Origin of the sequence: Dyella psychrodurans (genome assembly GCF_003363265.1) — a bacterium.
Taxonomy (GTDB): Bacteria; Pseudomonadota; Gammaproteobacteria; order Xanthomonadales; family Rhodanobacteraceae; genus Dyella_B; species Dyella_B psychrodurans.
On record NZ_QRBF01000008.1, the window covers coordinates 103,921 to 127,781 of the forward strand.

The 23,861-nt window shown below is 52.9% G+C and carries 16 protein-coding genes; 9 read left to right on the forward strand and 7 right to left on the reverse strand.

Annotated elements, in window-relative coordinates:
- Window positions 1-40: 40 nt before the first annotated feature.
- The 6 genes from DWU99_RS18255 to DWU99_RS18280 form a co-directional block, all read right to left on the reverse strand.
- The gene (locus DWU99_RS18255; RefSeq protein ID WP_158543352.1) at window positions 41-3,415 is read right to left on the reverse strand and encodes a glycosyltransferase; all 3,375 of its coding nucleotides are present in this window, start codon (window positions 3,413-3,415) and stop codon (window positions 41-43) included.
- 156 nt (window positions 3,416-3,571) lie between these two features.
- Window positions 3,572-4,405, reverse strand: coding sequence for an ABC transporter permease (locus DWU99_RS18260; RefSeq protein WP_147292970.1), 834 nt, complete (start codon window positions 4,403-4,405; stop codon window positions 3,572-3,574).
- Between the two features lie 137 nt (window positions 4,406-4,542).
- Window positions 4,543-5,295 (reverse strand): sulfotransferase family 2 domain-containing protein, encoded by a 753-nt coding sequence (locus DWU99_RS18265; RefSeq protein WP_115479523.1) that lies wholly within the window; start codon window positions 5,293-5,295, stop codon window positions 4,543-4,545.
- Between the two features lie 248 nt (window positions 5,296-5,543).
- Complete coding sequence (locus DWU99_RS18270) at window positions 5,544-7,931, reverse strand: S53 family peptidase (protein WP_115479524.1); 2,388 nt, start codon at window positions 7,929-7,931, stop codon at window positions 5,544-5,546.
- A 100-nt stretch (window positions 7,932-8,031) separates the two neighbouring features.
- Complete coding sequence (locus tag DWU99_RS18275) at window positions 8,032-10,413, reverse strand: S53 family peptidase (protein ID WP_115479525.1); 2,382 nt, start codon at window positions 10,411-10,413, stop codon at window positions 8,032-8,034.
- Window positions 10,414-10,860: 447 nt separating this feature from the next.
- A complete protein-coding gene (locus tag DWU99_RS18280) occupies window positions 10,861-11,991 on the reverse strand; it encodes a helix-turn-helix domain-containing protein (RefSeq protein WP_115479526.1) in 1,131 nt (376 codons plus the stop codon).
- 838 nt (window positions 11,992-12,829) lie between these two features.
- On the opposite strand from DWU99_RS18280, the gene DWU99_RS18285 reads away from it, so the two are divergent.
- The 9 genes from DWU99_RS18285 to DWU99_RS18325 all read left to right on the forward strand — a co-directional run bounded on the left by DWU99_RS18285 (window position 12,830) and on the right by DWU99_RS18325 (window position 22,769).
- The gene (locus DWU99_RS18285; protein WP_233511209.1) at window positions 12,830-13,237 is read left to right on the forward strand and encodes a hypothetical protein; all 408 of its coding nucleotides are present in this window, start codon (window positions 12,830-12,832) and stop codon (window positions 13,235-13,237) included.
- A 355-nt stretch (window positions 13,238-13,592) separates the two neighbouring features.
- A complete protein-coding gene (egtB, locus tag DWU99_RS18290) occupies window positions 13,593-15,938 on the forward strand; it encodes an ergothioneine biosynthesis protein EgtB (RefSeq protein ID WP_199535860.1) in 2,346 nt (781 codons plus the stop codon).
- Between the two features lie 731 nt (window positions 15,939-16,669).
- Window positions 16,670-17,266: a TetR/AcrR family transcriptional regulator gene (locus tag DWU99_RS18295; protein WP_115479528.1), complete on the forward strand. Its 597-nt coding sequence runs from the start codon at window positions 16,670-16,672 to the stop codon at window positions 17,264-17,266.
- 741 nt (window positions 17,267-18,007) lie between these two features.
- A complete protein-coding gene (locus DWU99_RS18300; RefSeq protein WP_115479529.1) occupies window positions 18,008-19,120 on the forward strand; it encodes an alkene reductase in 1,113 nt (370 codons plus the stop codon).
- Between the two features lie 9 nt (window positions 19,121-19,129).
- Window positions 19,130-19,909 (forward strand): SDR family oxidoreductase, encoded by a 780-nt coding sequence (locus DWU99_RS18305; protein WP_115479530.1) that lies wholly within the window; start codon window positions 19,130-19,132, stop codon window positions 19,907-19,909.
- 154 nt (window positions 19,910-20,063) lie between these two features.
- Window positions 20,064-20,627 carry a TetR/AcrR family transcriptional regulator gene (locus tag DWU99_RS18310; protein WP_158543354.1) on the forward strand — a complete coding sequence of 188 codons (564 nt, stop codon included), beginning with the start codon at window positions 20,064-20,066 and terminating at the stop codon, window positions 20,625-20,627.
- A 155-nt stretch (window positions 20,628-20,782) separates the two neighbouring features.
- Entirely contained in the window at window positions 20,783-21,385 is a 603-nt protein-coding gene (locus DWU99_RS18315) for a short chain dehydrogenase (RefSeq protein WP_115479532.1), read from the forward strand.
- Window positions 21,386-21,566: 181 nt separating this feature from the next.
- Complete coding sequence (locus DWU99_RS18320) at window positions 21,567-22,394, forward strand: SDR family NAD(P)-dependent oxidoreductase (RefSeq protein ID WP_158543356.1); 828 nt, start codon at window positions 21,567-21,569, stop codon at window positions 22,392-22,394.
- A 12-nt stretch (window positions 22,395-22,406) separates the two neighbouring features.
- Window positions 22,407-22,769 (forward strand): hypothetical protein, encoded by a 363-nt coding sequence (locus DWU99_RS18325; RefSeq protein ID WP_115479534.1) that lies wholly within the window; start codon window positions 22,407-22,409, stop codon window positions 22,767-22,769.
- A 189-nt stretch (window positions 22,770-22,958) separates the two neighbouring features.
- Here DWU99_RS18325 and DWU99_RS18330 read toward each other — a convergent pair whose 3' ends face one another.
- Window positions 22,959-23,861 carry a hydroxymethylglutaryl-CoA lyase gene (locus DWU99_RS18330; protein WP_115479535.1) on the reverse strand — a complete coding sequence of 301 codons (903 nt, stop codon included), beginning with the start codon at window positions 23,859-23,861 and terminating at the stop codon, window positions 22,959-22,961.

The following is a 23,861-nucleotide window of genomic DNA, read 5'->3' on the forward strand; positions in this document are numbered from 1 at the left end:
ATTCCCACTTTTCAAATCAACAATGGTTTAGATGTGATGCCTAACCATAGCGATACCTATGAGGCTCCCAATCCCCCCATTTGGCTTCGTAGATAGCCTTGTTTCGATCAAATAGCGCTTGCCGCGTCTCGTGCCTTAGCGTGTTAAACGATGCTGAAAGGTGATGATGGATAAACACGTCATCAGCGCAAGCAATCGTCCAACCAGCCTCCTCCACTCGGCGGCAATAATCATCGTCTTCAAAATAGCCTAGACCGAAGGCTTCATCCAAGGGACCGATCTCTTCATACACCGCGCGGCGAAGCATCACACAGAAGAATGCTGCAGTACGAAGCGGCGTGAGCTGACCTGCGTGGCGCAGAGTGTAGTCAGCAGCGACATCAAGCATGGATTCCATGGTGTCGTAACTGATGTCGATACGTGCCTCGTTGCCGATGTTATTAGTCACCGGACCAACTATCCCGAGTGTCTCGGACCGATCCAGATGCGCCAGGAGCGTAGCAATCCAACCGGGGGTGACGTACGTATCGTTATTAAGAAGTACCAAGTAATCTCCGGAAGCCGCGACGAGGCCCTGATTATTGGCCGCCGAAAATCCGCGATTGTCCTTATTCAAGATCAGTTTTCTGTCACGACCTCCGGTCGACCACGTTGTTAACCATACCGGCGTGTCGTCCTCTGATGCGTTATCCACCACAATGATCTCAAGATTGGCGTAGTCGCTATACCGCTCAATACTGTCAAGACACGCCTTAGTTAACTCGAGGTTGTTGTAGGTCACAACGATTACACTGATTTGCGGTTGAGGCAGCGTGGCGAGACCACCGACCAGATCGTTAATACGATGCGTCCACGTTTGTCCGGCTGCGAACTGTTGACGTTCTTCGATGAGCGCCGGATCGAGCTCAGTAAAGAGCGCCTTGTCTACCTGATCCAGGAACGTGGCATGGTCGTGGCCTGTGCGTACTAAGTCACCGAACTGATGCATTTCCGGCAACGATATAGATACGACTTCCTTACCGGCGCACAGATATTCGTACACCTTGACTGGATTTGTCGCCAAGGTCAGTGGAATGACCTGAAAAGGTAGCAGGCATACGTCGAAGCTGGCGAGATAAAAAGGCAACGTCGCGTAAGGTACCTCTCCGATGAATTCAACATTGCTCAGGTGACGAAGGTGCTGCCTCGCTCCTGCCGTGTCGTTGCCAACCATCAACAACAAACAATCAGGGAACCGCATTGCCACCTTCGCTAGCAAGTCAAGATCGATCCATTCGGCAATCGCGCCGTAGTAGCCAATGATCTTGCGCCCTTGTTTATCTTTGTATCGAAGCTCTGGCTCCACAGCGAAATGCTCGTACTGGCACGCATTACGGATCATCAATCGGTGGGGGTTATAGTCGCTCGTTTCGGTGTAGAGCCAATCTGACGTCACTACAAGCAGATGCGCCGCGCGCATCAGATCAATCTCCCAGTTGAGAAAATCGGGGCTACTGGTGCTGAAGCCGCCATGGTGATCCATACAGTCATAGACGAGCTGCTGGTTCGGAAGAACGCGAGAGGTACCCAGCCAGAATGGATGCTCTACCAATGAAAGGCATGCGCGACTGCGTGTCCATGTCAGTAGCTGACTGACGCTTTCGCGCAGCTGTTTCTGCGCATACAAGTCGGGCGATTTGTAGTAGATAGGCGGACTTCCTTTCAGGTGAAGCTGCACGCGGAATAAGCGACCGGTCTCGTCGAGCGGTTCAACGCTGAAGCCAGGCTCCTGTCGATCCACAAAGTTATTGGAGATATAAAAGACACGATGCCCCCTCGCGGCGAATTCACGCGCAAGATGCTGAGGTCGTTGAATCCTATAGTTCCAATCAATTAGTGCCCAGACGAATACGTCGCGCATACCTGTCGCACTCGGCGCCAAATGCACGCTTGGCACCGATACAGTTGGCCGGGTAATCGCTCGCGCTCGTGCTTTGATTCGCCGAAGCTGATGTCGTGCCCGACCTGCAGCGATATGATCGGCCTTACCAAGAAGACCGTATCCACGTAATAGATACATCAACGCGCGCATAGGCCACGTCCAGCGCCAACTTCGACTTCTAGTGATTTGATCGATTTGGCGCTCGAGCTCTTCCATAAATCCCTCACGTTGAGAGACATCCGTTCGAGACTCAGCCAACTCTTCTTGCAATTTACCAATGGTCAGTTCGCGCTCTTCTCGCAACTCAGACAACTCGGTCCTCCACTGCTCGATGGCAAGATCGCGTTCCTCGCGCGCCACAAACAAATCGGTTTGCAGCTGCTCAATAACCAGAGCACACTCCTCCCGCGCACGCACCTCATCTGCGAGGTAACCATTGGCGTCGTCTAAAAGCCTGCTGGCCTCGGCCAATGCCTTCTTATGCGTTGCCTCTGCTTGCGCCAGACAAACTTCCACAGCTCGAGCTTGAGCCGCCAAATGTGCCGCCTCTACCGCTTCCAGGTGGCGCGCCCCTTCAACTCGTACCTTTTGGCGCGCTTCTTCTATACGAATAGGCTGCTTTGTTCGTTCGTGCAGCCACATGGCGGTCATTACATTGGTTACAACATCTGCCGACGGCGCAATGCGAATGTCGTAAATTTCATTCCAAGGAAGTGGAACGAAGCCAATGATCCCAAGCGAATCCCGGTCCAATACAGCAATTACTGCGCTAGTGAATTCACCAATGTCGCTCGCCACGCAATTCCTGGAGCGACTGAGGCCAACATATACATGATTCGCACCCACTGCCAGACCACGTGTATAGCCAGGCAAGGCAATCTTCTGCGAAAGCGTGAAGTCCAAGTTGTAGATGTGAATCTCTCGATCTTCGGAGTTGCACAACCACAACTTCTCATCCACAACCACCAAAGAATGCGGCTGCGACAGACCTTCGATGAGAGATACATCGCTGCGCACGTCAACAACTCGGCCCGCTAGCTTGGTATGCCCCTTGTAACCACGATGCTCGACGAACCGTCCGAACAGGGAAGCAATTAAACGCCCGTTGTAAACATTTATGCTGTTCACGTGCGCACTATCTGGTTTTTCGCCAAAGCGCCAACTTTCGAGCAACTGGTATGACTTATCCAGATGCACTACTTCATTGGTTTCTGTGAAAACCGCATAGATGCCGTCGGAACCCACCATGACGTCATGAAGATCGAGGTGATTCGGTGATATAGACGAACTATCAAACATTCCTCCACGGACCGCGCGAAGCGTTCGGCTCTCATCACCCTGTACGCACCAGATTAGACCATCGTCAGTGAGCGCCAATCCTGTTGTCTCCTCGTCATCCAGTGGCATCAATACGTGCCGATGGACATACAACAGGCCACCGCCGTTTGGCCCGGAGACAAATAGCGGATCAGGAATATTCAATGTAGTTCGCATGATGCACCTCCGCACAAACATCGCCTCGTCGCAGCGTGTCGAATCCATGACCTATGGCAGTCAATCTGCACGCATAAGGCATGGTCCAAAACGCCACGATGACCAAACAGATTTCAGACCGGCACGCCAAAACGAGATCGCCGTGATGTACCGTCTTTACAAGACATCTATGAATCCTCCCCGCGTTCGCTGGAACCAAACATAAGCCAGCCAACAAACAATGAAGCAGCCAGCGACATAGACTGCTAACCCGAACCAGTCGGGCCCTCGGTTCCAAAGCAGCACATTGCGCGCCTGCTCGATCAAGAAGGTCAACGGATTGAGCACCATCAACGAACGCATTCCAGGCGAAACATGATCCAGCGGAAAGAACACCGGTGACGTGTAGAGCAACGCGATGGTGATCAAACTAGTCGCCTGGCCCACATCCCGCACGTAGACACCGAGTGATGCAAATAGCCATCCCATGGCCGTCGAGAGCAAAGCGAGCGGCATAAGAACCGCAGGGAACAGCAGAAAAGTAGAAGCGACGTGTCCACTAAAGATAAGCGAAAAGGCAGCTAGAACCGCAAGACTCGCAAGAGCGTGATACGTCGCCGTCAGGCTCGACACCCACGGCAATATTTCTAGTGGAAAAACTACTTTAGTAACGTAGCTGGCGTTATCAGTCACTAAACGAGTTCCTTGCGTGATGCAATCGGCAAGAAACGTATAAATAATTAGCCCTGCAAACAACGCCGTTGCATATTGCCCTTTTCCACCGACTTCCATTGACGGCCAGCGAACGTGAAAGACTTCGGTAAAGAACAACGTGTAGACTCCAAGGACAAACATCGGGCTAATGAAGGACCAAGCCAGACCGATCAGCGATCCCTTATATCGAGCCAAGAGATCCCTTCGTGACAGCTGGTAGATGAGCTCGCGATTTACCCAGGCACTCTTCACGAGTGATGGCATGGTTGCCGTATGTCTGTACGTCAGCGAATTCACGAATTCACCTCGAATAATGTCGAGAACGATGGATGACCATCGCTCGGCGCCTATAGACACTGAGTCATAGGCGAAAAAAGTGTCACTCAGGTAAACACTGATTTTTCCAAAGCCTTACCCGTTCTTTGCGGCAAGCATCAATGAACTGATTGATAATCATCAAGTCGCATAAATGTTTGGATTAGATCGTGCTTCCTTTGTTTTGAAGGTTGAAGTCGAAGTCTTGACTGCCGCAAGTCCAGTGCTCGTTGATAAAGCCGAACGTCGGCTGCGTGAAAGTCTCGAACTCGATCCAAGAATGCTTTGTCCGCGTAATCACGCTGACTTACGTATCCCGTTTCATTGAGATGAAGAGGTTCAAGATCGGTAGATAAGAAGCACTTACTAAAATCACGAAGATCCTCTTCGTAGCGCTCACTGATTCCAATAAACGAAAAATGCTCTAAAGGAAATTCCCACAAATATTGGGTATATATATTTCGAAACTTCTCACTCATACAGAACTTCTCTAGCGTCCATCCATGCTCGATCACATGCCTATGGTGAGGTGACGAAGTCGCTTCATCGTAGCTTTTCTGCCAAAAGTAATAGTGCGAAAGCAACCGTTGCACCGGGTCCCTCATCCACGTCACAAACTTCAAGTCACACCGAGCGCTTAGTTGCAGATATTTCACCGGCAAAAAGTGGCCGTGCACGCAGTCAACATTCCATAGTCCATGTTCAGCAATGACGCATCCTGATGACAGCGCGGTAGCGCGCCGCTCCTCCTGAGGCCTGCTTATACCCCCATCGCTGTAGTCACTTCGGTAGCGATCACCAAAATGCGTTCGCAACGATGCACCGAAACTTGTTCCGGCGGTCTTGGGTAAATGTAGGGAAATGATCGCCATGGATAATCTGCCATCAAAGTCACTGTTATCGCCACATAACGAACGTCAATTGCGTAAAGCAGCGGCGATGACCATCCATGGTGAGTAACGTGAGTACTTTAAAAAAAGCCCTCGACGGGACACGTTCCGCCGAGGGCTACACGGCCTAGAAGCTACATCCGCCCGGGTACGGGGGGGGGAAGTAGGAGGACACAGCATCTCGACAATGTTCAAAGTTTCCAGCGTGCTTACACTTTTCTTTTGCATCGTTACGGCGACGCCACCGCTGGTGTAGCGACATTGTCGAACGTACGCCACGCGATCAGCAGGTTCGTTGCATTGACCGAACCCAGACCCGATGTGAAACTCCAACCAGGCTGAGCCGCATACGCTTTGTCGCTTACCCCATATGAAGTTGGCGAAGCGTCGATGGCAGTCAGCCCTATTGATCCGGGTCCGCCTGCTCCTTCGAAGTTGTTGAATTGACCATAGAAATAGCAGTTGGGAGTTAAGATGGCTGAAGGAGGATTGGTCAACGGGGTATTGGTCAGCTGAATACACTGAGTGGAATTTGACCCCCTCGTGACGTTGTGGAATACACAGCTAGCCGTACCCTTAGCACCGTTGTCGGCGTTGCATGCAGCCAAGCTAGATGGTGTCAGCCCACTGGGACCGCCGTACTCCTGCGCGGCTAACGCATACAGCGTGGGTGCAGCGTTACCTTGATCCACCGGCAATCCGCGAGCTTGAAGACCTTGATCAATCAGCGCTTGGATACCTGCAAACATAGGAGTGGACAATGACGTTCCACCGTCAAGTTCCATTGGGGTACTGAACCCCGAAACGCAAGGGAACGCACTGGTGCACGTGATCGCCCAGGTATAACCGCCATAGGAGCCTGCAAAGAGTGCAACGTCGGGTAGATCGCGCGATTTATCGTTCGCGGCGTTGTATACCTGCGTTTGCCATGACGGTTTCGCATCTGCAGTGGAGGGGCCTCCGCTCCCCCCCTCAGAGGAAATATAAAAAGCTTCAGGGTCCCATTTGAAGTTAGCTTGGCAGAACGCGACAGCACTGCTGTAGCCCGCTGCCTTCGCGGCCACGCCGTTGCCACACGACTCGTTCCATGGAATTTCCGGCACATAAGACAGCGCCGATCCACCCACTGCGCTCGGCGTAGGAGCAAAGTATTGACTGGTTGTGCCATCAAGCACATCGGCGAGATCGGTACCGCCTACGCCAGTATCGTGCGGCGAAGTGGCAAGCGCATTGGCGTCAAGGCCTGCACCAAGAATCACAGAGCCGTTGAAACTCGGATTAGTACCCGAATCGCCAGTGGAGACGAATACGGAAATGCCCTCCGCGTCAGCCTGTGCCCACATCAAGTCAATCGCCGTTTTTGACGCGCTGTCTACGAGGCCACTGTTCTCACCAAAGCCATAGCTGGCGCTGATGATATCGGGCCGTGTAGTGCCGTTGATCAGGTTCGTTGCTGCGATGAACACACCACCGAAGAAGTTAGTGGTCATAGGAGCCAACGCCGCACTGTAGTCAGAGCAAGTGGCCACCTCGATGTTTGCTCCCGGAGCAATTGCCGTGGACCACTCTGCGTCTAACAGCGTCTCCGGGTAATCGTCATACGTAGTGACGCCAAAGGGGTCCCAAACGGCACTCGGATCTAAACAGTTGGTGGGCCCGCTGGTGGGCGCTGGATTGAACTGTCGGAATGTCCCGCCATATTTGGCTAGATTAAATGCCCAAATGAAGTTGTCCCAATCGGCTGGCACCATATCCCCATCCTCGACGACAGCAATGGTGATGCCACTCCCTGTCACACCATTATTGCGAATTGTCTTGATGCCATACATGGTCGCCATATCATTGGGCACGAGACCACGTACCCCACCTTGGAACGAAACCGCCTGGGCGATGCCTTTCGGAGCCGCCGCCGCAGCTGCATCAATTTTCGGCACAAAGCCCTTCTTCGAGGCACTCCATTGTGCGAGCTCGGGCTTCTTGACCAACGCCGTCGGATGGGAGTCATGCAAACCCATCACACCAGCTATCACTGACTGCAGCGCAACGGGAACGCTAATGTCACCAGCGTTCGCCAGGTGCTTGACGTTATCGATTGTGTAGATCGTTTCTTGCGTGTGGAACGCATGATTCACCTGCGCCACCGTGCCACTGAAATCAATCTGCGCCTTATTGGGATAAACGCTGTTGACGGTAAATCCCTGCGAGACCAACCATGCTGTTACGGCGGCAACATCACCATCGACAACACCGAAGCTATCGCCAAACTGTTGCGGTGTCAGCCAGTGATCGAACTGAGCCGATTTAGGATTGTGCTGCTTAGCGATGAGTGCCTCCATCGCCGTTTGACGTGCAGCACTTGGTTTGAGCACAAGCTGCATGTGGCTCATAGCGACGGAGCCATCCAATGGGCTACTCGATGACGCCAGATCTACGATCGCCAAGTGGGTTTTTGGAATGGTAACTACATTGTAGTTATCGACTGTCTGCGTGACGCGAGGCGCTTCGTTGGTACTGACAGCGGCGAGCTGCGTATCCGCCGAAGCGGCCAGCAATACACTAGGCGCACTCGCCAGCACCGCGGCAATGGCTGCACTGAGGATGAAATATCGATGCTTCATGATGAAATCCTATAAAATTGTTCAATTAAGCCGATGGCAGGACCGCCACATCACTTTCGCGAATAGAAGCGCTATTCACGTGGCTACATCTCGATATCCATCAAGGCGTAGAGGTTGGTGCTGGTGATGCGTCGTCGAATGCACGCCATGCGATTAGCAGGTTCGTAGCGTTGACAGAGCCAAGTCCTGAAGTAAAGCTCCAACCCGGCTGAGCTCCATAGGCTTTATTACCTGCGCCGTACGAAGTAGGCGACGTATCGGCGGAAGTAAGACCGATCGTTGCGTTCGTAAACAAGCCAAGGTAGTTAACTGAACCATAGTTGTAGCAGTTGGTGACTTGTAGAAAATTGAAGAGCGAAACGCACTGAGTGGAGTTCGAGCCCCTCGTAACGTTATGGAACACACAACCAGCCGTACCCTTAGCACCGTTGTCGGCGTTGCATGCAGCCAAGCTAGATGGTGTCAGCCCACTGGAACCGCCGTACTCTTGCGCGGCTAACGCATAGAGCGTCGGCGCAGCGTTACCTTGATCCACCGGCAATCCGCGAGCCTGAAGGCCTTGATCCATCAGCGCTTGGATACCCGCAAACATCGGTGAGGACAGCGAGGTGCCTCCTACCAATTCCATTTGTGTAGTGAAGCCTGGAGCACACGGAAAGGCATTGGTACAGACGATCACCCAGGTATAACCGCCATAGGAAGCCGCAAACAGTGCTACGTCCGGCAGGTCGCGTGACTGATCCCGAGCGGCGTTGTATACCTGCCGCTGCCATGCAGGCTTTGCATCCGTCGAGGACGGCCCGCCACTTCCCGCTTCGGAGGTCGCATAGAAGCCATCAGGGTCGTGCTTCAAATACACCTGGCAAAACGCGAGCACACTGCTGTAGCCCGCGGCTTTTGCAGCCACGCCATTGCCGCACGACTCGTTCCATGGAATTTCCGGCACATAAGACAGCGCGGATCCACCCACTACGCTCGGCGTCGGCGCAAAGTATTGACTCGTCGTTCCGTCAAGTACATCGGCGAGATCAGTGCCACCGACGCCAGTGTCATGCGGTGAGCTGGCGAACGCATTGGCATCAAGGGCACTCAGATCGGTTGGCGAACGCAATCCGTTGATTACGCTACCGTTGTAACTTGGGTTGGTACCTGAATCACCGGAAGATACGAACACGGAAATGCCCTCCGCATCCGCCTGCGCCCACATCAAATCAATCGCCGTTTTGCTCGCACTGTCTACGGCATGCTCACCAAAGCCATAACTGGCGCTGATAACGTCGGGCCGCGTGCTGCCGTTGATAAGGTTTGTCGCCGCAATGAATGTGCCGCCAAAAAAGTTCGTGCTCGTAGCGCCAAGTCCCGCCGTGTAGGAAGAGCAGACCGCCACTTCAATGTTCGCACCCGGAGCAATTGCCGTAGCCCACTCAGCATCGAGAACCGTTTCAAGAAAGTCCGGGTTGTAAAACGGAGTACCTTTAAAGGGTGCAAGGACAACATCCGGGTCGAGGCAGTTGGTGACGCCGCTAGGAGGTGCAGGATTGAACTGTTGGAATGTTCCGCCATATTTGGCTAAATTAAACTCGTTGACGAAGTTGGTCCAATCCGTCGCCACCATCGGGTATTCCTCAACGACTGCAATGGTGATTCCCTTCCCAGTCACACCATTATTTCGGATCGTATTGATACCATACATAGTCGCCATGTCATTGGGCACGAGACCACGCACGCCATGAGCTGAAATCGCCTGGCCAATACCCTTTGGTGCCGTGGTCGCGGTTGCATCAACTTTCGGCACAAAGGCTTTCTTCGAAGCATCCCATTGCGCAATCTGAGGCTTCTTGACCAACGGCCTCGGTTGGGAGTCATGTAAACCCATCACACCAGCAATCACTGACTGCAGCGCAACGGGAACGCTAATGTCACCAGCGTTCGCAAGGTGCTTGACGTTATCGATCGTGTAGATATTTTCTTGCGTGTGGAACGCATGATTCACCTGCGCCACCGTACCACTGAAATCAATCTGCGCCTTATTGGGATACACGCTGTTGACGGTAAATCCCTGTGAGGCTAACCATGCCGTTACAGCGGCGACATCGCCATCGACAACACCGAAGCTATCGCCAAACTGTTGCGGAGTCAGCCAGTGATCGAACTGAACCGACTTAGGATCGTGCTGCTTAGTGATGAGTGCCTCCATCGCTGCCTGACGTGCAGCACTTGGCTTGAGCACAAGCTGCATGTGGCTCATAGCGACGGAGCCATCCAATGGGCTACTCGATGACGCCAGGTCTACGATGGCCAAGTGGGTTTTTGGAATGGTAACTACATGGTCGTTGTCGACAGTCTGCGTGATACGAGGCGCTTCCGTCGTACTGATGCCAACAAAAGCCGTGTCACTGGCCGTGTTCGCCAGCGAGTGGGCCGATACCCCGATAAGCGCTGCAGCAATGGATGCTCGCAGCATGAGTTGAATGTTATTCATGAACTACCCCTCAAACCAAGATTTAGAATTTGTCTTTGGCAATACCATTGACACACATATCAAGGAACATTGGCCTCAAGATGCCTTGCATAGCGTCCTACACGACGTCACGGCAGATGGCTGAGAATCATCCGGCTTCGCGATGTGGATATTTCGAGCACGTCGAGCACAGCCCATCGTCTCGGTGATATTCAACCGAGCACCAGAAATCTCCATGCAACATCAACACTTCTCCGCGGAGCGAAGATCCACTTCGCACCGAACGATATTCTTCTCGGACATCAACAACCTGCCCCTTACAGGTTGGTTTGCACTTTACTCATCTGTGCTTTAAGTACCGGTTTCCGTCGCGGATACTTAACTTCTCGAGCACAGTATCGGTATTGCAGTTAGAAGTAATCAATAGAAGATGCTGATTGATTTCTACCATTGGGAAACGTATGCCACTCACGCGCTCGAAGGCTCTGAATCAGAAATCTCCACGGCACCAACTGTTTGCAACAAACCATTTGGATAAACTTCTAAGGCGGCACGCCAGCCCAGCTGAAAACGCGTGCGCGTTCCGAACGACTTCATAAGCTCAGCAAGGCGTCGGTTGAGCGTCGTCATGGACATGCCTGCCTCAGTGGCAATTTTCTTGTCGTTGAGGCCCGCGGCAAGCAAGGGGATGAGCTGCTCGGTAGCAGCCATCAATCGTGTAGTGGAACTTCCTACCTCCAATTTCCCAGTTCGTGTAAGAACGATCGGCGTCGACCTTTCCCAAATGAGCTCGAAAAGCAAGCAGAGCGCATCTAACAGCGATGATGTTCGAATCAAAAGCATTGGTCCGCTTAGATCTTTAGTATTCAATGAGATCAGACCAACACGCCGATCCGCGACCAGCATCTTGAACGGCAAGCTCGAGAAAGTCCGAGCCTCCTCGCCCATACTGATGTCTATACGCATCCTGTCCAAAGCACCTGGGAGCTCAAGAAAGCCAGCGTCGGCAATACTTCGAACATGTAAGCCAGCCGGAATTTCCTCCAGGTTTACGTTGGGTAGCAATATGGGGGCAAGATGAAAGTTCAATATTTCATGCTGCACCGTTTGGTATAACTGCGTAAGAATAAGACCAAGCGCACTGACGCTTGTAACAAGCTCAACAAACTGCTCGTGCGACGACCCGTTGGTTACAGCATGACTACTTAGTTCGGGTATTATCAAACGTGCTCGCTCAAGGATCGCTTGGTGCTGATGCACCAATGCTTCGATAGCGATCTCCGGCGGCGCGGCGATGTAACGTGGTGGTTGCACAGGCGAGTGTGTTGCCAACCCTTTGATCTCGATACAATCGAGTAGCTGCTTGGCTTGACGAGGCGACAAGGATAGGTGGTTTGCGATGTCCTCCGCAGTGGACATGCGGTGAGTCAACAAGAGGCGATAAACGCGCTCTTCCATTTCGCTGATACCAAGAGCCTGCAACGGTCTTGGAATGGTTGGTTCGGCTCGCATTTGCATTTCATTCATCCAACGCCCACTTGTTTTCAAGTCATTCAGCGACGATGGAAAAATTGAAAGAACGAGCTCCTGCATTGTCATTTCAACTCATCGAACTGAATGCTCCCCCTTCCTTTCCGAGATTGCCCGCAACACTCCATGATCCTTCGATACGCTCGAGGAACCATCTTTCGGAGGGACAATCCGGTCCGGCTTAAACAATGTTGGTCACAATCGTCTTTATGTGCTCACTTTAGTCAGCTGTCAAGCCCCCTCTCTTTTTCGCGAGGGCGCGACGCTCAGCGACCGCCAGCGAGTGCTCTCTTTAACTGGTCTCCGACTCTTCGAATCAAGCATCCGGTCACTCGATGCAATCCGCAGCAGAAATTGTTGCTAGTGACGAAAGCAAAGCTGGTCGCTCGGGTCAAAAGCAATAACGTCATTCTGCCGGCTCTGAACTCGGTCCATAACGCTCCAACTGGCTGCCATCAGGCTCGTCGCTTCCCGACATCAGCAATTGCGGTTTATCTCGTCCGCCGACTCAATTACCTGGGTTCACGATTCACTGTAGGCCGCCGTAGAGCGCGTGAACAAGACTTTGTAAGTAGGACAGTCATGCCTTTCAGGCATTGAACTATGACGAGCTGAGGTACCCGAGGTGTCTCGAGGCTATGGCGAGCGATGACCACCTGTGCAGCCCCTCATGTTTTCGCAAGCCCACCCCAGATATCTACAGGTCACGCTCATCGGACGATCATTGATGAGGTGAGTAAGTTGTTGCGGCTGGCAGCCGCGCAGTGTCTAAGCACCCTAAGCGTCTTAGCTCGAATTCCCCTTTTACTCGAAGACGGCTGGCACGAAAAATTGTGGCACATAGAGCACGCTTGATCTTGACGAATTTCAATCATGACTAAAATTCGTCAACGCTTTAGGGCTGCGCGTGCTTACCGCATATGTTATCTACCATATCGATTTTCTTTGCCTTCGGCAGAACGCAACTTGTGATTTCTTTGATGGCTTTGGTTCGGGTGGCATCGTGGATACCACGCTTCGTTGTATAAAACTTCAGTCAGCACGGATGGAGCCGCTCAGCATCGCGCGGTGGTTGGGAGTAGTCATTGGTGCCATCGCAGGCACTACCAACGGAGTAGCCTTGGCGTTCACCGGAGCGGAAATCGGACTGCTCGCCGGTGCCATCGGCCCGATGACGGGCGTGGTTATCGAGGGGATTGCGGGCGGTTGCGCCGGCCGCGTGACGAGTTTCAAGCCAGGAGCCACCCTCGACAGAAATATCCTGCACAACCTGCATCGCCGCGATTGCCGTCACACGTTAAGCGATAGGTCGTGATCCACCATTTCTTTCACTTTTTGTTCCCAACACGGCATATCGCCTAGGACCTTTACGCGGTCGAGCAACTTGTTCTCCTTAGTAGATATCAGCGCTTTCACCATAGCCCGAGCCATGAAGGATGAACTTGAACTCGAATAGGATTTTCCAAGCGTTGATCAGTGGCACCGAATGATTTCGCAAAGGCCGTCTGTAGAACGCGAGCTCAGAATATTTGACGTTTACCATGACCGTTTTGGCTCACGCACGTCGCTCTGAACAAAACTCACAAAATCGTAGAGTAACTTTCAGATTACTCGAACTGCGATGAATTCAATTGGCATAGACGCCACCAGTTCCACAGCGATCGCGAGCCTTGAATTCAACACTCGTTGCGGAGATAGAAATTATGCTCGACACACCAACTAACGATGGCTTAACCGAACACGAAAGCAATAGAGAGTTGACTACACCGTCGCAGAATGACTCCTTGTATGGACAAGAATTCGGCAATGAGCTGCAGACGGAAACGCCTGCACGACTCAATCACACGTCTATTGCTTCGCCAACACAGGGGGTTCACCAGGACCTACTGACTCGTTATAACCATCTCAGGGATCACACTGAGGAGCTCGTGTCGAAACTAGAGATCGAAGACATGGTCGTTCAATCCATGTCCGATGCCAGCCCCACTGCTTGGCACCTCGCTCACACAACCTGGTTCTTCGAAACATTCGTCCTTCTTCCATATAAAGCCAATTACCATTTATTTGACCCAAGCATTGCTTATCTTTTCAATTCTTACCACGAAACTTTAGGGCCTCGCCATCCTCGAGCTCGGCGAGGCCTAATTACGCGCCCCTCTGTCAAGGCGATCATGGCCTACCGCCAGTATGTGGATGCACATATGCGCGAACTTTTATGCACAGAACGAACTGCCAACCCAAAAGCAGTTGTAGAGCTTGGCATAGCGCATGAAGAACAGCATCAAGAGTTGCTTCTGATGGACATTCTTCATCTATTCGCGCAGTCGCCAAGCAAGCCTGTCTACGATGAACACGGGGATGCAGAACAGTCACTATTACCCAGTAAGTTCATTTCGATCGCTGGGGGATTGATCAGCATAGGCACAACGGACAGCGACTTTCATTTTGATAATGAAGGTCCGGCACACAAGGTCTGGATAGAACCTTATGAGATCAGTGATCAGTTGGTTACCAACGGCGAATGGTTAGAATTCATGCGCGCCGATGGATATCGCCGTGTCGAACTTTGGCTAGCCGATGGTTGGGCTATCAATCAGGTCGAAGGCTGGGAGGCTCCGATGTATTGGGAGCACCACGTGGATGGATGGTATCAAATGACGCTGCGAGGATTATTGCCGATCGACGAGGATGCCGCCGTCGGCCATATTAGCTACTACGAAGCTTCAGCATATGCGCTATGGCGTGAGATGCGGCTTCCCACAGAAGCCGAATGGGAGCATGCCGCAAAGAAAGGTCTATTGCGGCAAGTCGATAACGTTGGGTGGCAATGGACGCAAAGCGCTTATCACCCCTACCCTGGTTTTCGAGCCGCAGATAATGCGATCGGAGAATACAACGGCAAGTTCATGGTTGGTCAGATGGTTCTGCGTGGCGGGGCTCATGCGACTCCTTCAAAACATACCCGATTGTCCTACCGAAATTTCTATCGTCCAGAGCAGCGATGGATGTTTTCAGGAGTTCGCCTGGCGAAGGATAGTTGCTCACTCGCCGATAGTCCTGAGAAGAACACGACACAATTCGCGCGTGACCTTATCAGCGGACTATCAGGTCAACCTAAAGTCACATCACCCAAGTACTTCTACGATGCGAGGGGTTCTGAACTCTTTGAAGCCATCTGCCGAACGCCAGAATACTATCCTACTCGGACGGAAATGATGCTGTTGCGTCAAAGCGTGGCGCAAATTGTTGCAGACATTCCCATGCATTCCGTTTTAGTAGAATTCGGAAGTGGGGCAAGCGAAAAGACGCGCCTTATTCTGGACGCCGCGCCACAACTATCGAGCTACATACCTATCGATGTGAGCGACGGTGCGCTGTCAAAAGCAACCATTCGCCTTAGAGAAGACTATCCTAACCTTCACATTTCCCCTCTTGTCGAAGACTTCACTAAAGATATCCAACTACCTCTATCAACCACTGGTAAGCCGATTGTCGCCTTTTTCCCCGGCTCGACAATTGGCAACTTCACTCCAGAGGAAGCGTGCAATCTCCTTGTGCTATGGCGAGAGCGACTCGGACACCTCGGACATGAGGTGCAACTAATTATCGGCATAGACATGGTAAAAGACGAAGGAACGCTACTGGCGGCGTACGATGATGCTCAAGGCGTTACCGCAGAGTTCAACAAAAACTTACTCCTCCGAGCTAATCGGGAGTTGGCGGCAGACTTTGACATCGACCGGTTCTATCACCGGGCCATATGGAATGCATCTGAACAACGCATCGAAATGCATCTCGTCAGCTGTGTTGATCAGGTTGTTACGATCGGCGGTTACAGATTCTCTTTTCACAAAGGTGAGTTCATCCATACGGAAAATTCGCACAAGTTTACGGACGGTTCCTTTCGACGTCTCTGTGAACAGGCAGGATGGTCTGTATCCAATCATTGGATAAGCTCCCCTATATCGTTTTCGATCTACCAGTTGCGAACTTTGAGTCCATCACAAGACAAATAGAGGTCCGATCTCTCCTGACGGTCACTGGCATGTCGTACTCGCTGGCAGTCACTACTCATCTGCAGATATCAATGCATTCGTAGCGTTGGGATTTACCAACAATGCTTTTGGAGTGTTGACGGAAAGTCAGCACATAGAACTAAAGCAGTGGCATGACAAAATCGTCTTACGTCCGAGCTGTACCTCCGCGCAAATTGAGCAGCAGTGATATCTGGTAGCGCAACTCGCGGTTTAATGGCTCATTCTATTTAAATTAAGGGCCAAGCGATTGCAGCTCAAATGCCTTGTGTTTGCACTAGCGACGCCCCTTACTGCGCATCATAGCTATCAGTTGCGATAACGCGGATAAGAATCTCATCAGGTCATGACATCCGAACTTATTTCATTGCCAGCCTGAGCGACCCAGGTGATCCAATTCGTTTCTCGATAGCGATCGCGCACAGCATTTACGAGTGCTGCAACTTCTGATTGCATTGGACAAGTACCATCGATCGCCTTGAGTAAAGACACGAACTCTTCCCACCGAGCGAATTTGGGGCTGCGCAATCCATGCCGCGATTTATGAGACATTGATCACAGTATCGAATGTCTGGTCACATCACGAATGCATAACAATTTCGGGCGCCACCGACTGCTGATTTCGACAGCGCGCACTCATTATTGTCAATGTCATGTACCATCGTATTATGAAATCGCAATAGAATTCGTGAGAGAAGTAAGGAGAATAACTCATGGGCGTTTCAAGACAGCAGGCCATTGAAAACAGGCAAGCGATCATCGCTGCTGCAGAAAAACTCTTCCGCGAACGTGGTGTTGATGCCGTGGGATTGACTGAGCTAACCAAGGCGGCCGGCTTTACCCAAGGCGGCTTTTACAACCATTTCCAATCAAAGGATGCATTGGTGGCGGCTGTCATGAATAAAGCCATGGAAGATGGTGGGGCGAATTTGGTAACAGCTATCGAGCGTTCCAAGAAAATGGCGGTGGATCCTCTCAAGCGCCAAATCGACTGGTATCTATCCCACGAACATCGAGACGATATCCATGAAGGATGTCCTGTGTCGGGTTTCGCTGGAGACGTTCGGCGACTGAGTAAGGAAGTGCGTAAATCTTACGCTGAAGGCGTTGCTTCAAACCTCGACTACTTATCCAGCTTGATCAATGGGCAAAACAAAAGAGATCGTAAAAAAAAGGCAATTGCGATCCTAAGCCAAATGGTAGGAACTTTGATGCTGTCGCGCGCAGTAGCTGAGGCAGATCCAGCACTGTCCGATGAAATACTGAAAAGCGGACGTCAACAGCTTCTGCTCACTTTAGTGGATGAGTAAATCGACAAATCCTCACGTTCCGATGAAGAGTTCAACTGCCAGTTGGAATGGCGTCAAGTATATGTCCACACCTCAGCGACTTCGCTCCGCGATGGAAGAACACGAGCAGCCAAGTCGCTATCCTTAATGATTCTCCGGTAGTGATGTTCCGACTCATTACCACGGGATATAAATAGCAACACTTCAGGATGTCCCGCGCTAAGCCACCGGCAGACTGTTAAGGGGGTCACAGGTCAGCGGCATGCTGAGACCGAAGCGGACGACTCCAACACTGCCAGAGCCGTTTCTGAATCCTGCCGACCTGACCGCCTCGATTTCGGCTAGGGCTCGCCGCACATGTTGCAAGACGGCCTTGCCCTCCTCCGTCAGAAATGCACTTGAGCGCTTTCGTCCGAAGAACGTTAGACCAAGCTCGTCCTCAAGGCAGGAAATCCGGCGGCGAATTGCCGAAATATTGATTAGTTGGGATAACCACCAGAACTCGTGTTTAAGGTCCGTCTACTGGATCGTAATACGGTCACTCAATGGATGATGCTAAGGGACGGCAGCGATAAAGCTCTTCGTTGCGCGATGTCGTGCTCGTCCCCCACAAGCCGCAAGGCTTGACAGGACCCCATGTTTTGGTCAGTGTAGTTAGCCAACTGACTTAATAATCACAAACGCCCATCGCTTCATCGTGACGGGCGGGCAAGCCTGCAAAAACCATTGTCCCTGCTTGATCTCTTGTCTAGGAGCTCCGTCTTGTCCGTCCAACCTCTCTTTACCCCAGTCCGCATGGGCGATCTGGATCTGCCCAATCGCATCGTCATGGCGCCGCTCACCCGCATGCGCGCTGGCTCGCTTGATCACGTGCCGACCGCGCTGCAAGCCGAATACTATGCTCAGCGGGCTTCGGCTGGACTGATCGTCGCGGAAGCGACCGCTATCAGTGCTGACGGCTTTGGCTATGCCGATACCCCCGGATTATGGAATGCGGATCAGGTGCGCGGATGGCGCCTGGTCACAGACGCCGTACACGCCGCCGGTGGTCGCATCATTGCGCAACTTTGGCACACCGGCGCTATTGCTCATCCCGACATGCGCGGCGGTTCGCAGCCAGTGTCGGCATCCGATGTCGACCTTCTGCACGAGTCAGTGACCGCATCTGGCCGAAAGCCTACGGTTGCTCCCCGACCAATGACAATCGCCGAGATCCGCCAAACCGTTGCTGATTATGCACGCGCAGCACGCAACGCAATGGAGGCCGGATTCGACGGACTGGAGATACTCGCCGCCTATCTCTACTTGATTCCTCAATTCTTGAATCGAGTCACCAATCGTCGCACCGATGAATACGGTGGTTCGATCGAAAACCGGGCTCGCATCCTGTTCGAGGTTGTCGAGGCAGTGCTCAAAGAGGTCGATGCGTCGCGAGTCGGCGTGAAGATAAACCCAATGCATGAGAGCGGCCCCATGGCCGTCAATGACGAGACGTTGCCGATCACAGAGTATGCCGTGCGCAAACTCGACAGCTACGGTCTGTCACATCTCTTGATGATGGGCAACACCACTGACTTCACCGGCACCCCTCTCGAGCCACTCACGGGCGACGGCATGTTCCGCCACTTCCGCCCGCTCTTTCATGGCAAGCTGATCGCCAGCGTCGGGATGACCACCGAACGCGGCAATCGTCTGATTGCCGAGGGACTGGCGGATTTGGTCGCATTCGGACGCCCCTACATTGCCAATCCCGACCTGGTCGAGCGGCTCGCGACCGGTGCTCCGCTTGCCGAAGTCGACTGGCCAACTGTCTACGCGTCGGGACCACGCGGTTATACCGACTATCCGGCCTTCCGTCGGATGGCGGCTGAGTGAGGTAAAAATATGAAGCTCACGAGCAATACGATTTTGATCACCGGTGGCGCCAGTGGCATCGGTTACGAACTCACCAAACAGCTCACGGCACTTGGTAACACGATTCTTATAACGGGCCGCGATCAAGCTAAGATGGATCGTGCGAAAGCTGCCTTTCCAAAAATTCACACCTTTCGAAGCGACGTTTCCGATCCGAAAGCGATCGCAACTCTTTACGAAGAGATCACCAAAGAATTCCCTAAGCTCAACATTTTGATCAACAACGCCGGCATCATGCGTAAGATCAATGTTCACGACAAAGCCGGAAGCCTGGAAGATCTCACTCGAGAGATTGAAATCAATTTGAGCGGGCCGATTCACATGGTGAAACAATTCTTGCCGCATTTGAAAACAAAATCAGAAGCCGCGATCATGAATGTTTCATCGGGATTGGCGTTTGTTCCATTGCCCATCTCCCCCGTTTATTGCGCCACCAAGGCCGGTCTGCATTCGTTCACCGAGTCTCTTCGGGTGCAACTGAAGAATACCAAAGTGAAGGTATTTGACCTGGCGCCCCCGGCGACACAGACCGAACTCTTGGATGGCTTTGATGTTGAAGACCTGAAAGGCGCGTCTACCATGAAGGTGGAAGACATGGTTAAAGCCGCCATCAAAGGAATGCAGACTGATCGATTTGAAATTCGCCCAGGTCAGGCAAATCAGCTAAAAATGATGAGTCGCTTGGCCCCCGGATTTATTTTGAAACAAATGAGCCGATCGGTCGATCGTATGCTCAGAACACTGGATTAATCCAAAGGGTTGCAATCAAACGTGCTTCACAGAGCAGAGACCGCCCCATCAGGTACGTCAGGATCAAGGACAGTGGCTGGCCAAAAGCAAGCCGAAGGGCTTGACAGGTTTGCCCGCCCGTCATATATCCAAGTTAGTTGACGGACTTATGCCTATGACTAGGACACAAATCGATAAACGATCGCGGCTGCTTAGTGCGGCCGTGGATTTGGCGTACCAGAACGGGTTCGGCGCCACTTCACTAGCCGACATCGCGAGCGAAGCCGAGGTTCCTCTAGGTAACGTCTATTACTACTTCAAGACCAAAGATGAGATTGGCGAGGCGATCGTCGAATGGAGGCTGGCGCAGCTTGCCGCGCAGCGGCAGCGATGGGACGAAGGTGGATCACCCAAGGATCGGCTTTGCGCCTGCGTCCATAGTGTCTTCGAGAACAAGGATTGGTTGGCAAAGCGCGGCTGCGCGATCGGGACGTTTTGCTCCGAGCTCCACAAAGAGGGTGGCTCGGTCGCCACCAAAGCGACCGAGATCTTCACTCAACACGTGGCCTGGATCGAGAGCCAGTTCCGCGCGCTAGGTAAGGGAAAAGATTCCAACGGCCTAGCCGTACACCTGCTCTCCGCCTTGCAAGGCGTATCCGTCCTGGCCCATGCTTTTCATGACTCCGGTCTTGTGACCGCGGAGACCAAGCGCCTCAAGAGTTGGATTCGAAGCTTGTGAGGCGCCAGGCGGACTGACCCGCAGGCCGATATGGCGGCGCCTGAAGCGAGCGGAATACACTGCACGTTGCACTAAGTTAGTTAACTGACATAGACTTCGGATAACGAAGCGGTCGTATGACACAGCAAGCTTTAAGCAGACCGAATGGAGTTTTTATGAAAATTGTTTTAATTGGCGCATACGGAAAGATCGGTAAACTGGTTCAAACGGCCATGGCCGGCGCCGGCCATGACATCGTCAAGGTCGGACGCAAGTCAGGCGATTTCCAAGTCGATATCGAGAGCCGAGAAAGCATCCGGCAGCTCTATCAAGTCGTCGGTTCATTTGACGCCGTGGCCATTGCGGCAGGCGAAGTCGTATTCGCCCCACTTTCGCAGCTCACCGCTGAAAATTGGCAGTTTTCGTTGGGGAGCAAGCTCATGGGCCAGATCAGTCTGGTTCAGGAGGCGATCCCTTTCATCAACGAGCGCGGATCATTCACGTTGGTCTCGGGCGTTCTTAATGAAGAACCGATCTTCGCCGGTGTCACGGGTGCAACTGTCTCGGGTGCATTAGAAGGTTTTGTTCGGGCTGCCGCCGTCGAACTTCCCAAGGGATTGCGTATCAATGTGGTGAATCCTACGATCCTAAAGGAATCCGAAGCTCATATGGGTCAGTTCTTTCCCGGCGTAATTCCGGTCGAAGGGTGGAGAGTGGCACAGGCCTACAAACGCTCGATTCTGGGTGTGCAAACCGGCCGCGTCTACAAAGTCGATTGAGCTTCCCCTGCGTTTATTCGAAGACCGTCTGGCGACATCACAAGAGACCTGGCTGACAAAAGAATCGATCTGTTTCGATTTGTAAGCCAGGCGACTAACTCATCATCGATTGCTAGTGGGCGCTGAGTCATTTATGACGCGACACACGCAGCAAGCCCTAGCGGGCAAACGGAGCAAAAGTATGGGAGTCGTACTCGATAAAGGAAGGTTCGGCCCCTGGGCACTCGTCACGGGAGCCTCGTCCGGAATAGGCAAGGAATTTGCGAGGCAAATCGCAGCGTCGGGGATCAACGTCGTCCTTGTTGCGCGGCGGGAGGCCTTGCTTAAGGAAGTAGGCGTTGAATTGAGCCAGCATTACGGTGTCGCGCATCGAGCCGTGGCGCTTGATGTCTCCCGAGATGATTTTATCGGGCAACTCACCTCTGCCACTGACAATCTCGACATCGGCCTTGTCGTTTCCAATGCAGGCACGGCAAACCCGGGCGAGTTCTTGAAGCTCGATCGACAGCTGCTTCATGCCACCTTGCGACTCAACACCATGTCGCATCTAGACATAGCCCATCACTTCGGCTGGAAGCTCGCTGAGCGGAAGCGGGGCGGCTTGATCCTCGTGGGGGCAATGGGTGCGGAAAGCGGCATTCCCCGTATATCGAATGACGCAGGCGCAAAGGCGTACGTGCACAGTCTTGGCGAAGGGCTTCACTATGAGCTCAAGCCTCTAGGTGTCTACGTCACTGTACTGGCAGTTGGGATTACGAACACACCAGTACTCGAAAAGTTCAGCTTCGATCCGAAGAACATGGCGCTGAAACCGATGAGCGTCGAGCAATGCGTATCTGAGGGCCTCAGGGGTCTGCGCAAAAATCGCTCCAAAGTCATTCCCGGCCGTCTGAACCGCATCATGAACGCCATCGTGCCAGCTTCTTTTGCGCGGAAGATGGAGGCGGACATGATTGAGAAAGCGCTTGCCAGCAGCGCCGCCGCTGCAAAAACACGGGCAACGGCCTGATCAGAGGCAAACATGACAAACCTCATCGACACCCGCAATGTGGAAGCCATCTCGGCGTTGACGCGCGCCATGGCCAACGCCATCGCACTTTCCAACGTGGGCGACGCGTCCCTACAGCTGCAGGATCTTCGCATTACCTTCGCCTCGCCGCCACCTGTGGCCGTCCCGCTTGGGACGGCTGACGCCTGTGTCTTGCGTCGCAACGAACAGAGCGTCGATATCGAGGCGCATCTTCTCAATTCCGGTGGCGAGTTGATCGCATCCGCCACTGGCCGACTGGAGTCGCTTGATCGCCTGGTGGCGCGTTCGGCAGTGCCAAAGAAGCGAGGCTTCTTAGCGACTGCGTGGAGCACCCTGGAGGCAATGAGTGCTTAGGGATGCTAGGGCCAAAGAGCGCGAGGCAGAGATCAAAACTCTGAACCCGGCGTCACCCCCACACCATACGCTTTTGAGTGATCGAGCGCAGGCTGGCGTCGTTACTAATTTCGACAACGCCGCAGCGCCGCGAATAAAGGGCGCTGTTCGCGCCTCTTTTTAAGTAACGATATTCTCGAGTCAGTACAGCTAGAGCAAGCGCTTATTACGTTTCGCAAGCGCTGTGCGTGAGCGCGTCCTAATGCTGAGTGCCTCACAAATGTAATCGCCAGCATCGATAAGAGCATCCAGGTCTACACCAGTGACAACCCCCAGACCGTTCAACATATACACGAGGTCTTCGGTCGCTACGTTTCCGGAAGCACCAGCTGCGTACGGACAGCCGCCCAAGCCTGCAATTGATGCATCAAAGACCTCAATATCCGATTCGAGTGCGGCGTAGATATTGGCCAGCGCCTGACCATAAGTGTCGTGGAAATGCCCAGCCAATCGTTCACGGGGTACGCGATCGGCGACCGCGGCCAACATCGCCTTGGTCTTCCCCGGTGTTCCAACCCCGATAGTGTCTGCCATAGAAACTTCATAGCATCCAAGCTCAAACATACGACTGGCCACTTCCGCAACCTTTGTGAGCGGGACATCGCCCTCATAGGGGCAACCAAGCGCACACGAAACGTACCCGCGCACCCGAATTCCCGCTGCACGACTTGCTTCTAGCACGCGCGCAAATCGGCGCAAACTTTCCGCAATGGAGCAGTTAATATTTTTCAGCGAGAAGGTCTCTGAAGCAGAGCCGAAGACAGCAATTTCCTCAGCAGCAGCTAACCGTGCTGCCTCAAAGCCCTTCAGATTGGGAACGAGCACGGGATAGGCAATACCCGGCTTGCGCGCAATGCCTAGTAGCACTTGAGTATGGTCTGCCATCTGTGGCACCCATTTTGATGAAACAAACGCGGTTGATTCGATAGTCCTTAAACCTGCTTGCTCAAGTCGCTCGATCAACCCCAATTTCACGGCAGTAGAGATAACGTGAGGCTCGTTTTGGAGGCCATCTCTCGGGCCAACCTCCACAATACGTACTGCCGTCGCCAT

What these genes read in the sequence shown, in the direction of transcription:
- DWU99_RS18255 (WP_158543352.1), bottom strand. Translation starts at nt 3,415, where the DNA reads ATGCGAACTACATTGAATATTCCTGATCCGCTATTTGTCTCCGGGCCA.
- DWU99_RS18265 (WP_115479523.1), bottom strand. Translation starts at nt 5,295, where the DNA reads ATGGCGATCATTTCCCTACATTTACCCAAGACCGCCGGAACAAGTTTC.
- DWU99_RS18270 (WP_115479524.1), bottom strand. Translation starts at nt 7,931, where the DNA reads ATGAAGCATCGATATTTCATCCTCAGTGCAGCCATTGCCGCGGTGCTG.
- DWU99_RS18275 (WP_115479525.1), bottom strand. Translation starts at nt 10,413, where the DNA reads ATGAATAACATTCAACTCATGCTGCGAGCATCCATTGCTGCAGCGCTT.
- DWU99_RS18280 (WP_115479526.1), bottom strand. Translation starts at nt 11,991, where the DNA reads ATGACAATGCAGGAGCTCGTTCTTTCAATTTTTCCATCGTCGCTGAAT.
- DWU99_RS18295 (WP_115479528.1), top strand. Translation starts at nt 16,670, where the DNA reads ATGGGCGTTTCAAGACAGCAGGCCATTGAAAACAGGCAAGCGATCATC.
- DWU99_RS18305 (WP_115479530.1), top strand. Translation starts at nt 19,130, where the DNA reads ATGAAGCTCACGAGCAATACGATTTTGATCACCGGTGGCGCCAGTGGC.
- DWU99_RS18310 (WP_158543354.1), top strand. Translation starts at nt 20,064, where the DNA reads ATGACTAGGACACAAATCGATAAACGATCGCGGCTGCTTAGTGCGGCC.
- DWU99_RS18315 (WP_115479532.1), top strand. Translation starts at nt 20,783, where the DNA reads ATGAAAATTGTTTTAATTGGCGCATACGGAAAGATCGGTAAACTGGTT.
- DWU99_RS18320 (WP_158543356.1), top strand. Translation starts at nt 21,567, where the DNA reads ATGGGAGTCGTACTCGATAAAGGAAGGTTCGGCCCCTGGGCACTCGTC.
- DWU99_RS18325 (WP_115479534.1), top strand. Translation starts at nt 22,407, where the DNA reads ATGACAAACCTCATCGACACCCGCAATGTGGAAGCCATCTCGGCGTTG.
- DWU99_RS18330 (WP_115479535.1), bottom strand. Translation starts at nt 23,861, where the DNA reads ATGGCGACGGCAGTACGTATTGTGGAGGTTGGCCCGAGAGATGGCCTC.